This window comes from Pseudogracilibacillus sp. ICA-222130 (assembly GCF_037892545.1).
Classification (GTDB): domain Bacteria; phylum Bacillota; class Bacilli; order Bacillales; family Amphibacillaceae; genus Pseudogracilibacillus.
In genome coordinates, this window is sequence record NZ_JBBKBG010000008.1 from 68,775 (window position 1) to 80,958 (window position 12,184).

The window sequence follows — 12,184 nt, forward strand, 5'->3', positions numbered from 1 at the left end:
AACTTACAAATTGGAATATATAAAGCAATGTATACAATATAAAGTTAATAATGGATGATCTAAAGGAGAATTTTTCATTATTTTTCAAAAAAATTAAAACTTTTTATATAAGTGACCGTCTAATATATAGCAGGTGAAGGGGGAGTCCATTGGAGAAAATTACAAAAAAAGCTATTGCTGGAGATAAAGAAGCTTTTATGCAACTTATGGATACTGTAAAAGCTGATATTTATCGAACAGCATTGAGTTACATGAAAACAGAAGAGCTTGCATTAGAAGTAGTACAAGAAGTTACATATCGCGCATTGATTAATATCCATTCAATACGACAACCTGCCTATATTAAAACGTGGTTTATTCGAATTACGATTAATTATTGTAACGATTTAATACGGGAACGAAAAAAAGTGCTGCAATTAGATGAAACGATGATACCATCAGCTTATGAGGAAGACTTTCTATTATTAGAGATGGAAGAACTATTAGAAAAATTATCTAATCAAGAAAGAGAATGGATAGTTTTAAAATATATTCACGGCATATCTTTTAAAGAAATGGCTGAAGTGTTTCGTACGAATGAAAATACGATGAAAACAAGAGTTTATAAAACTTTAGATAAACTACGTCATTTAGCAAAGAAAGGGGAAGTGTAAATGAAACATGAAGATGTAGAAAAGCAACTTGAAAATTATAAAAACAAAATAGAAAACATTTCCATCCCCGAGACATTGTTAGATGAAGCGATAGAAAAAGGTATGAAGCAACATAAGGAGAGCAAAGTTTCTAAGAAAAAACACCGTTATTATTTACCAAAATGGACATGGGCAGCCATCATTTTTCTTCTTGCAGGATGCGTATGGACAGTTTATTTGATTGATCCAGTATTTTTACGTGGAAATCCTAGTTGGGAATCGGCAATGCAAAATGAATATTATCATGAAATAAATTATACAGAGAAAAAGGGAGGCATTAACTTTACATTACATGGAGTAATGATGGATGAAAAAAACATTGTATCTTTTATAACGATTGAAACAGAAAATAAAGTGGAGTATGCTTCCATTGGAAAAATCCAATTATTTGATCAAGATGGCAAGGAACTTATTTTTAATGGAAGTTATGGTTCGATGGATGACGATGATGGTACGAAGAAAAGACGTTTTCGTCATACAGTCGATGCACAAATATCATCAGATGATATGTTGAAAAATGGCTTACGTATAGTAATGGATGTGCATGTACAAGACGAGGGGGTAGATGAGAGTGTGGAAACATTTTCGGTACCAATTGAGGTTGAGCAGATTAAGGTAGCAAAGAAACAACAATATGAAGTAAATGAAACAATTGAGATAGCGGATCAAAAAATAACGGTTGAAAAAGTAGTCATGTATCCAACAAGAGCGGAAGTTCATGTCGTGTTAGATTCGACTAATACAAAAGATATTCTGGATTATACGAATTTACAATTAGAAGATGGAAAAAGGAATGTATGGGGAAAAGTCACGAACGGTGTAGTAAACATAATGGATGAGAAAGAGCCACATAAAGATATTTTATATTTAGAGAGTAGTTATTTTCAAGTACCAGAACAATTATTTATGACATTAAGCAAAGTGCAAGCAGTGAATAAAAATGAGAGGGAAATTATATACTCAATGGATGAAGGAAAAATTATTCAAGCGCCAGATAATGGTAAATTAATTGATTCCGTTTTTGTGGAAGATAACTCATTAGTATTTGCGATAAATACCCCGTCAGAGGAAGAATTTCCGTTCGGGATGTTTAGTTATGTGTTAGATGAACAAGGCAAGGAATTGGAGTTATATTCTAGTTTTAATTCTATTAGAAATGGCAAAGGATATTATGGATTAGAACTTAAAAACATTGATACATTAAAAGGGAATATTCGCATTCCAGTACAATATTATCCGACATTTTTAGAAGCGGAAAAAGAAATCAAGGTACAAATAAAATAGTGCTAAAACGGTGATTAGTATATTGTATAAAAAGTGAGCCCGATAAAATACGCACCCTCTAAAATAATAAACTACATGTAGAGGGTGCTTAGTGTACACGCCGATTTGAAAAAAAACGATCGCAACAATTAATAAATGGGGAGAATGATTTCTAAAGAAGTTTCTTTATAACGGCGATAAGTTATAAACAGACGTGCTACATCTTAATCATCATTACTTTTTCTCCTTTAAGAATGAAATATTATTCTATCCCAATTTCTTCCAGTAAAACTTCCCCATTCGTGCCTGAAAATTGTAGAGTTAATGTTGTATCTTTTAATGACTCAGCAGAAATATCTGTTAATGGAACATGAATAGTTTCAAAAATTGGCTCCCAGTTTGTGTCATATTTGCCGTCCCGATAATACGTATCAAGTAAACCGAAAGGCGTTTGATCAATCTCAATGACAGGAGATAATGTATGTGTTTCTTGAACAAGCGTCTTATTTTCATTTGACAGAACAACTTCCATATCAATATTTGCTTCTGGTTTATAATTTGCTACCGTAAGGACGAGCGAATGACTATTAACATTCTTCCCTTTAAGAGAAAGTGGAATCGAATATGTTGCTGCTTCTTCCCAAGCAATATGTAGTGCATCTTGTGGGTGAATTCCACCCGAACGGTTTTTAGGACGAATTACTTCTTTTTTTGGTGCATTAGAAAATTGGCCTAATATTTCTTGATGTTTGTTATACGTTAACAATGATTGATATTGCCCAGTTACATATTTGTGAGCCATCGTTGTGTCTGGTAAAAGTTCCTTTCGAACTTGTTCATTTTCGATTAATGTTGCTAATTCCGTACTTTGTTGAAATACATCTTTATAAAAGGCAGTCAAGTAGGTGGCCGCAATTTGCTGTTGTTCTTTTTTCGACAATAGGTTCATTTGATTTAGAAACAATCCTTTTGGCATTGCTAAATCGTAACGTCCCCAATCGTTATTGAATTGGACATGGTTTGCATGTTCAATATATAATGTAGCTTTTATTTGATTCGCATCTGTCAATGTCGTGCGATAAAATTGATGATCCCCTCTGAAATTGTACACATCTGCATCTTGTGCACCGTGCATGATAAAGTAAGAAACATTTTCTAATTTCGGTTTTGTATGATCAATGGACTTATCAGTAGGGGAGATGGCAGCAACGGCTTTAATTTCAACGTCTTGTAATGCACGAAGTAATGCTGGATCTTCAATGAAACGTTCATAATCTGCTCCCATTGCAGCGGCTTGCCCACCACGTGAATGACCAGACAATGCAATTTCTTGTACATTTACTTTCTGATAAAATAAACTATCCTCTTTTTGATTCATCTCTTTTAATTGCACGATATGTTGTAGCAATATCCATGTTCTCAATAGGTAGTTATCATTTGGTTGACCTGTAATATTCGAATAGTTAATGAAATCTTCATCAACAGAAATGAAAATAAAGCCATGGGAGGCAATAATTTCTCCTAAATAATCATAGCCACCTGTAGAGAATTTTTCCATAGAATGGTTCCCATGCACCGTTAAAATAACAGGGAAGGGACCATCTCCTTCAGGCATGAATACTCGCCCGTTAATCGGAAGTTCGTGTTGATCAAAGTCCCAAAACTTTGTGCGTTTTGCACTCCAATTTGTTATAAAGCTGGATGCATTTACTGTTTCTGTATGTTCCGTTACTTCGTCACCAAAGTCTTTTCGATAAGGATCTTTTCCGCTTCCATATGTAAAAAATTGTACGTCATAAGGTCCAGTTAAGGAATCGTCTACATTTGAATGATTAGACATGAACAACGCAATACCGATAATCGTCAAACCGATTGCACTACATATTAATATTTTTTTCCCGTATTTATAAGCATGAATTTGATATGCAAAAAAACTTAAAACGGTAGCAAGAATAGCAGCAAAGACACCGATGATCATCGAAAAAATCGAACCGGCATCGACAACATATAATAATACCCATAAACCAATCCCGACATATAAAATACTAGATAAAGCTATTCGAGCAATAGGGATACGTAAAAGAGATAAAATAAATGCTAGTAAAAATGTCACTATGATAAATAAAAATAAATTTAATATAAAGGCAACGACATAATCTAAAGAAAGATGGATGAAAGTCGATCCTGATGGCCGTCCAGAAATTGCTATTAGAGCGACTATCGTTGTCATGCCCCATGCAACGATAACAAAAGACTTTGTTGCATGTGTGTCGTATTCATACGTTTTTATACATTGCATTTTAATAGCTGAAAATAATTTTTGCATAATAAAGCGTAATTCACCAACTTTTTTTCTATGATAAAGTCTATTTTAGCACGAAACATATGAACCATCATATAAAAGAATGATATACTACTCATTATTGATGATAGATTCATGTAATAAATACAAAAGGAAGTGTTTTTTTTGAAAATAAAAGAGCCAATGATTGGCGAAGATGTAACGAAACAATCTATGCATGAAATAGAAGAGGATTTTATAGAAGAAGCAGTAATGGAACGTGAAAATTGTATCAATGAACAATTCATAGGCATTCATATTCAAAAAACCATATTTAAAAATTGCCGTTTTATAGGGACGGATTTTTCGAGGATTAGTTTAACAGATGTTCGTTTTGAAAAATGTGATTTCTCGAATGCGAATATGGAATATGCATCTATGAATCGTGTCATATTTGACAATTGTAAACTGGTTGGGTGTAATTTTGAACATGCGTATATGGGACATACACAATTCCAACATTCTCTAGTAAATATGGCGTTGTTTGGAAAAGCAAAATTGGAAAAAGTACTATTTGAACATGCATCATTACAACAAGTAGATTTTTATCGTTCGATATTTAAAACGATTCAATTCAATACATGTAATTTAAATGAAGCCAATTTTGAGGAAACACCGTTAAAAGGTATCGATGTCAGTACTTCACAGTTTGACACTTTATTTGTGACCATCGATCAATTAAAAGGATTAAAAGTATCACCATTACAAGCGATTCAATTTGCAAGCATGCTCGGGCTAATCGTGAAAGATGCATAGCGTTACGATGTTAATAGGAAACATATAATCCAATGACACTAATTATCATGATGACAATCGATAAGGTTAATTGCTTTACATTTAATGCATCATTGTAGTGACGGAGTTCGATCATAAAAGTAATCATTCCATATAATAATCCAGTGAATAGAAGTATGGTGTATACTGGGAAATCCATGTTTACCCTCCTATATGTGTTGAAATTTTACATACATATGCGCCAAACAAGTGAGCTTATATACTAGTATATATAAAAAAAGACTTAGAACGAGTACAAAAAGTATCGCCTAAGTCTTTTATGTTAATAAAATGGTGAAATTAATACGTATACTAGGACACCCGTAAAACTAACGTATAACCAAATTGGCATCGTCCATCGTGCAATTTTCTTATGTTTCTCCACTTGCATATTTAAACCTTTTGTCAGGGTAAATAATGACAATGGTAAAAGGATTGTTGATAAGAATATATGGGAGATTAATACAAAGTAATAGACATATTTTAAAAATCCATCTTCCCCATAACTCGTAGAACCAGCTAATGCATGATATGTTAAATACGTAATTAAGAAAATAAATGTTGCACTAAAAGCTGCCAAAATAAAATTACGGTGTGCTTTAACATTTCCTTTTTTAATGGATACGAGTGCACCAATTAAAAATAAAAATGCAAAACCATTTAAAATCGCATTGATTAATGGAAGAACCGTAAGTTTCATTCCAAAAATAGTATCTGTCGTACTACGTGGAATATAATTTGTACCTAAAATAATAATGACAGCGACAACAGAAAGTACCCAAATTAGTGGGGTATAATTACGTTGTTTTAAATTATTCGCTTCGCTTTTCATTATATCCCTCTCTTTCCTAACTTTATAATATTCTAGAAACAAAAATAATACAATGATTAATTCTTAAAATGAGTATTATTCATAAATATGACAAATATTTATGAAGGAAATGACATCATCTATCATTATTTGGCATTAATTTTGTTTTTCCTAATAAGAGGTAAACAATGAATAGCCCGATAATGACTGTTATTAATCCAAAATAAACATTTTCCGTAAAGCCTAACACAACATAACCAAGTCCAGCAATGACTGCTGCAACAATCGCATAAGGTAATTGCGTCATTACATGGTCTATATGGTTACAGCTTGATCCAGTCGAAGATAGAATCGTCGTATCTGAAATGGGAGAACAATGGTCTCCGAACACTGCTCCAGCTAAAACAGCAGCTAACATCGGTAAAATAAGGTCGATGTTTGTAGAAGCTGCAATTTGACCGGCAATAGGCAATAACAAGGCAAATGCCCCCCAAGATGTTCCCGTTGAAAAAGCGATAATTCCAGCCATAATAAAAATAATGAATGGTAAGATTGCAAAAGGAATATTTGATTGTTTTACAATATTTGCTAAATATGTACCTGTTCCTAATTGGTCAATTAAATCCGTAATTGCCCATGCGAAAATTAATATAATAACTGCTGATAACATTGCCTTTAATCCGTTAAAGATACCGATGGAGAAATCCTTTTTCTCTAATTGATTTGCCTTGATATGTCTAATACTCATGAAAAAAGTAATAAACACGGCAATTAGTCCTCCAAGGAATAAGGATAATGAAACATCTGCTTCCCCTAAAATATTAATGATACTTCTTTCACCAGGAGCTAACGCTATATACCCTGTAGTGAAAATAAGGCCGATGGTTCCGATGAACAACATAATAATTGGAATGAGTAAATCAGATATTTTCCCAATAGCACTTGATTTTTCTTCTTGTTGTTGTGTTTCTGTTTTTTGTTGTTGAAATGTTACATCTCCTGTTTCTAATGCATGAAGTTCATGCTTTTTCATCGCTCCAAAATCTGCTTGACGAATTGCTAAAATAAATACAAGCCCAATCGCTGACCAAACATAATAATTCATAGGAATCATCGTAATAAATGCGCTTAATGCAGAATAATCAACAATATTATGTGTCATGAACACCGTTCCGATTAAACCTAAAATGTACGCGCCCCAACTTGATAATGGTGCAATGACACAAATAGGTGCTGCAGTAGAGTCGACGATATAGGCAAGTTTTGCACGTGAAATTCGATGTTTATCTGTCACTGGACGTGCTACTTGTCCGACTGTTAAACTGTTGAAGTAGTCATCGATAAATAAGGCAAAACCTAATACGATCGTCATTATTTGGGCACCAACACGTGTTTTTACACGGAGGATCATCCAATCTCCGAATGCTCTCGTTCCACCCATCATACTGACAAAACTAGTAATAATTCCAAGTAAAAACAAGAATAAAATAATATAAATATTCCACGTATTTAATCCACCATCTTCAACGAATACCCGAACAAAAGCTTGAATAATTAAGCTTAATGTTTCGCCGATCTGATAATTAGCAACAAAAAATGCTGCAAATAAAATACCGACACCTAAAGATAATAATACTCGTTTCGTAATTAACACCATGAGAATGGCTATTAATGGTGGAATAATGGATAAAATTGAATCAGACAAAATCATTACGCTCCTTTATCGTTCACTAACCCTATATATTATACACGATTTTGCATGAAATGCAGAAATAAAACATTATGAGGGGTAAATATGAAACGTTTTTAAAGCACGAACGACTTTTGCAAGTGGTAATCCAACAACATTATAATAATCCCCAAAAATATGTTTGACGAGTATAGCACCAGTGCTTTGAATGCCATATGCACCAGCCTTATCATATGGATCATCTAATTGAATATAATGTTCTATTTCCTCTTCCGTTAGTTCCCAAAATGTCACTTCTGTTTTTTCAACGAATAAATTATTCTCCATCACACCTTTTATATATACTCCTGTGTATACTTCATGTGTATTTCCACTTAATTGTGTAAGCATGGATCGTGCATCCATTCTATCTTTCGGTTTTTCAAAAATTTTACCTTGAAAGCTAACGACGGTATCTGCTGCTAAAATAACTTCGTGGACATTTTTTTGTATACTATTTCCTTTTAATATGGCAAGTTGCTTCACTTTTTCGATGGGATCCATTTCTTGAACAATGGATTCATCCACATCGTTCGTACGTATAGTAAAAGGGATTTGTACTTGATGTAGTAACTGCTGTCGTCTAGGAGAAGAGGAGGCAAGTATTAGTTTTCGTTCCATTTTTTTCACTCCTTTAAAGAAGATGATAGAACAAGTGTAACATAAGATAAGTTGATTTTACGTTACGGTGGAAAGGATGTAGCTGAAATAGTATTAGTAATAGTGCTTTACATTTTTCCCTAATTGCTATATAGTATTTCTATGTACCTAAATAAACTAGGTAGGTGAAAACGTATGTTTAGTCGAGAATTAGTAAAAGGAAGTACATCACTGCTCGTATTACAATTATTACATGAGCGAGATATGTATGGATATGAATTAGTAAAAGAAATTGAAAAAAGAAGTGAACATCATTTACAAATAAAAGAAGGTTCTCTCTATCCGGGACTTCATAAACTAGAAAAGCAAGAATATATTGAAGCGTATTGGCAAGAACAAGAAAAAGGTCCTGCTAGAAAATATTATCGTATTACGAAGGCAGGGGAAATGATTTTGCAAGAACGAACATCTGAATGGATTCAATATGTAAAAGTAATGTCGAAGATGATCGGAAAGACGGAGTCATGAATGAAGAGGCGCAACGATATATAAAAGAATTGCAAACAGAACTATCTGATCAAAAAGATTATCAAGCAATCGTTGCGGATTACGAAGCACATATTTATGAAATGTTGCAACATGAACAAATTCCAACAAATGAAGTGTACGAAACACTAGTAGAACAACTAGGATCTCCAACTGCTGTTGCAAAAATTTGGCGACAAGAAACAGGAATTACACCTAGAAAAACACAATGGTTATTTGTTTTACTAAATTTTGCGATATTTGTTGGTGGAACTGTCTTATTAATATGTTTACATCTGTTTGGATGGAAATGGCTCATTCAAGTATGGAATATGGTTGCCAATATACCGTTATTTATCTTTGGATTGTATGCCATATTCTGGTCTTTATTAGGCTATGAAATGGGAAAAGAATTCGGTCATCGCGGAAAACGATTGTTACAACGAACATTTGTTATTGCTATCCTTCCTAATATGTTGTTCATGTACATCATTTTATCGCATTTGCTACAAATGAAACCATTGATGACATTTTTGTTGATTTGTATATTAACTGGTATTTTATACCCTGTCACATTTTTTGGTTATTATTGGGGGAGAAAAGTATCTGTTTGATACTCTTCCCAATTATTTTATTCATGTACATAGAATTTCTATGTATAGGTTAGGTGGAGGTTTATGAGAGAAACGATACGAAAAAATGACTATTTTGTGCTTATCTCATGTTTTTTGCTTGGAATATTAGCAGAAATAACTTTTTTTCAAGTTGAAATTGGTTTAAGTATGCTCTTATTTATTTCTTGCTTTTATATTGTTTTTTTCCTGCGATTTCGTTTATCTGCATTCCATCATCGGAGAATTGGAATTTTATTGATGATAATAATATGGATGTTAAGTGCAACATATTTATTATTCGGTGAAACAATTTTTTATTCTTGGAATAAAATGATGATCCCGATGTTAATGTTTATTCATATTATCGTTGTTACAAGACCGAATACATTTGTTTGGGGAACGACTAAATTTATTCGAACGATGGGGGAAAAATTAATAGAAGTCGTTCAATACGATTTTCAATTAATCCTTCGCTTTAGTAAATTTTTAAGGCAGAAAAAAATTATTATCCTGATAAGTAGTATCGTATTTATATTGCTTTGTTTCATGATATATATGAATTGGTTCATGCCTTTTTTAAGAGTAATGATGATTAATATATTTATTTTTGGGATATTTCAGGTACTCCGTTATCCGAAAAATGATGAGCAACAATATTTAGTTGTTTTACAAAAAAAGAAACCATTACATTATAAGCCAATGTTTATTGTATCCATTATATTGAACGTCATTGGTATTGTCTTATATACAGGTGTCACATTAGAAGCAGTACCAATGTTTTATATGACATTCTTATGGACAGCATGTACATTGTTTTTCTTTTACATTGCTTTAGGGCGAATAAGAAGCATACATATATTGCTGAATATAAGTTATTCATTTTTGATTGTCATAAACAGTTTGTTTTTGTATAAATCAATGCAAGTTGCCGTGGATACGTATGCTTCTGCATGGACGATACGTAGTTTTACAGCTTATCTCTCTTTGTTTTATATCGCTTTTTTACTGATGTATACATTGATTCGAATTTGGGCTAGTCGTATATCTCTGACACATTTTTATTTTATTATCGGCATTATTTTTTATACGATGTTAAACGTCATTCATCTAGAGCAGTTCGTTGCAAATGAATACAATAAAAAAAATATCAATGGAAATGAAGTAAACGTACAACAGTTGTCTTATCCTGGTTGGATTCGTTTAATGGAAATATATGATTATAATGAACATGACGCAATAGATAAATTTTTGGCGGAACAATATGAGCAAGAAAAAAATGTCACACATCTATTCGCATATAATTTTTTAAGGGAGCAGTTTGTAGAACAGTATCATGCTTGGATAAATGAAAAAGGTTAAGAGGAGGAAGAAAGATGAATGCACAAATACCAAAACATATCGCCATTACGATGGACGGGAATGGTCGATGGGGAAAAGCACGAGGGTTATCAAGAAGTGAAGGCCATTTCGCAGGGGTAAAGGCGATGGAGAAAGTAATCGATGCATGTATTTCGTTACGTGTAGAAGCATTAACATTGTACGCCTTCTCTACCGAAAATTGGTCGAGGCCATTAGATGAAGTAAACTATTTGATGAGTTTGCCGATAAAGTTTTTTCATGAGAAATTACCGCAATTTATGAAAAGAAATATTCGAATACGTACATCAGGTAATTTGAAAAAAGTACCATTCCCTACACGTGTCGCTATTGAGAAGGCCGTGAAACGAACAAGAAATAATGATGGAATGGTCGTTAATTTTGCTTTTAATTATGGTGGTAGAGATGATATTGTTCAAGCGATAAAAGCGGTTGTTCGTGAGAAAGACGTATCAGGTTCTCAAGATATAACAGAAATGGATATCGAAAAACATTTATATACGAATGGTTTGCCTTCCCCTGATTTAATGATTCGTACAGGTGGAGAACAACGAATTAGTAATTTTTTACTTTGGCAAGCAGCGGAAGCAGAGCTTTATTTTACGGACGTGTATTTTCCAGATTTTGATGAAACAGATCTAAAAGAAGCGGTTTGCTGTTGGCAAAAACAACGTGGATATGTTTCCATATACGAAAAAAGCATGTAATAAAAGGCTGTATAAGGAGAAAATAATCCTTATGCAGTTTTTTTGGCCGATTTAAAAGCATATAGATTATGTTAAAACAAATGGAGTTATGTAGTCGATCCTTTAAATAAGTAAAATGCGTTCCGGTGTATACGCAACACCAGAACGCATTTTGTTTTATATATATTTAGTAACCGTAATCTAAATCAATATCTTCTTTACACCAAACGACAGAATGAATAGGTTCAAATTCAACCTTTTTATTATTGATTGTACAATGAGGTTGGTCATACTGTTTCTCGTCTTTCAACTCTTTATACACCGAAACATCCACATTCTCCAAAACTGTAACCGTCATGTCCTTATTCATCAATAATGCTGTACCTTTCATTTTCCATCTACACTTCCTTAAATATATTTTGTTTACAATTATTAGTATAAGCCATTTACGTAAAAATAGTAGTCTTTGTGAAAATATTCACAATTAGTTCGAAAGTTTTTGTACAAATTGTGACACCATGTAACGAAAAGTGTGAAAACGCCGTGTAACGTGATATGCTCCCCCTAAAGTAGACACTTAAAAAATAAAATCTACTTTAGGGGGATTTTTAATGCGTTCTAATAGTAAACATTCAGTTGAGGAACTGGAACGATATATTAAAATGTATCTTGAACAAGGTGTAAGTCATCGAGAGTTAAGTGATAGGTATGGATTATTGCTTAGTGGGACCGCATTTAGGTCTAAAGTATTGAAATACCAAGAACATGGGAT

Annotated in this window: 13 protein-coding genes; 7 read left to right on the forward strand and 6 right to left on the reverse strand. The window is 33.0% G+C overall.

Annotated elements, in window-relative coordinates; genetic code table 11:
• Window positions 1-149 precede the first annotated feature (149 nt).
• Both WKT09_RS05695 and WKT09_RS05700 read left to right on the forward strand, forming a co-directional pair.
• Window positions 150-653, forward strand: a complete 504-nt coding sequence (locus WKT09_RS05695; protein WP_340415100.1) for a sigma-70 family RNA polymerase sigma factor — start codon at window positions 150-152, stop codon at window positions 651-653.
• Window positions 654-1,976 (forward strand): DUF4179 domain-containing protein, encoded by a 1,323-nt coding sequence (locus WKT09_RS05700; protein WP_340415101.1) that lies wholly within the window; start codon window positions 654-656, stop codon window positions 1,974-1,976.
• Between the two features lie 241 nt (window positions 1,977-2,217).
• On the opposite strand, the gene WKT09_RS05705 is transcribed toward WKT09_RS05700, so the two are convergent.
• Window positions 2,218-4,281: a poly(ethylene terephthalate) hydrolase family protein gene (locus WKT09_RS05705; protein ID WP_340415102.1), complete on the reverse strand. Its 2,064-nt coding sequence runs from the start codon at window positions 4,279-4,281 to the stop codon at window positions 2,218-2,220.
• A 141-nt stretch (window positions 4,282-4,422) separates the two neighbouring features.
• On the opposite strand from WKT09_RS05705, the gene WKT09_RS05710 reads away from it, so the two are divergent.
• Window positions 4,423-5,052, forward strand: a complete 630-nt coding sequence (locus tag WKT09_RS05710) for a pentapeptide repeat-containing protein (RefSeq protein WP_340415103.1) — start codon at window positions 4,423-4,425, stop codon at window positions 5,050-5,052.
• Between the two features lie 10 nt (window positions 5,053-5,062).
• Here WKT09_RS05710 and WKT09_RS05715 read toward each other — a convergent pair whose 3' ends face one another.
• The 4 genes from WKT09_RS05715 to WKT09_RS05730 form a co-directional block, all read right to left on the reverse strand.
• Window positions 5,063-5,230: a hypothetical protein gene (locus WKT09_RS05715; protein ID WP_340415104.1), complete on the reverse strand. Its 168-nt coding sequence runs from the start codon at window positions 5,228-5,230 to the stop codon at window positions 5,063-5,065.
• 123 nt (window positions 5,231-5,353) lie between these two features.
• Window positions 5,354-5,902, reverse strand: a complete 549-nt coding sequence (locus WKT09_RS05720) for a DUF420 domain-containing protein (protein WP_340415105.1) — start codon at window positions 5,900-5,902, stop codon at window positions 5,354-5,356.
• A 115-nt stretch (window positions 5,903-6,017) separates the two neighbouring features.
• Complete coding sequence (locus WKT09_RS05725; RefSeq protein ID WP_340415106.1) at window positions 6,018-7,586, reverse strand: Na+/H+ antiporter NhaC family protein; 1,569 nt, start codon at window positions 7,584-7,586, stop codon at window positions 6,018-6,020.
• A 75-nt stretch (window positions 7,587-7,661) separates the two neighbouring features.
• Window positions 7,662-8,231 (reverse strand): Maf family protein, encoded by a 570-nt coding sequence (locus WKT09_RS05730; RefSeq protein WP_340415107.1) that lies wholly within the window; start codon window positions 8,229-8,231, stop codon window positions 7,662-7,664.
• 174 nt (window positions 8,232-8,405) lie between these two features.
• On the opposite strand from WKT09_RS05730, the gene WKT09_RS05735 reads away from it, so the two are divergent.
• The 4 genes from WKT09_RS05735 (at window position 8,406) to uppS (ending at window position 11,433) form a co-directional block, all read left to right on the forward strand.
• A complete protein-coding gene (locus tag WKT09_RS05735) occupies window positions 8,406-8,738 on the forward strand; it encodes a PadR family transcriptional regulator (RefSeq protein WP_340415108.1) in 333 nt (110 codons plus the stop codon).
• Window positions 8,735-9,349, forward strand: a complete 615-nt coding sequence (locus WKT09_RS05740) for an HAAS signaling domain-containing protein (RefSeq protein ID WP_340415109.1) — start codon at window positions 8,735-8,737, stop codon at window positions 9,347-9,349. The genes WKT09_RS05735 and WKT09_RS05740 overlap by 4 nt, the downstream gene beginning before the upstream one ends.
• A 63-nt stretch (window positions 9,350-9,412) precedes the next feature.
• Window positions 9,413-10,708 (forward strand): hypothetical protein, encoded by a 1,296-nt coding sequence (locus WKT09_RS05745; RefSeq protein WP_340415110.1) that lies wholly within the window; start codon window positions 9,413-9,415, stop codon window positions 10,706-10,708.
• Between the two features lie 14 nt (window positions 10,709-10,722).
• Window positions 10,723-11,433 carry a polyprenyl diphosphate synthase gene (gene uppS, locus WKT09_RS05750; RefSeq protein ID WP_340415111.1) on the forward strand — a complete coding sequence of 237 codons (711 nt, stop codon included), beginning with the start codon at window positions 10,723-10,725 and terminating at the stop codon, window positions 11,431-11,433.
• A gap of 166 nt (window positions 11,434-11,599) precedes the next feature.
• Here uppS and WKT09_RS05755 read toward each other — a convergent pair whose 3' ends face one another.
• On the reverse strand, window positions 11,600-11,803 hold the full coding sequence (locus tag WKT09_RS05755; protein WP_340415112.1) for a hypothetical protein: 204 nt from the start codon (window positions 11,801-11,803) through the stop codon (window positions 11,600-11,602).
• Window positions 11,804-12,184 lie beyond the last annotated feature (381 nt).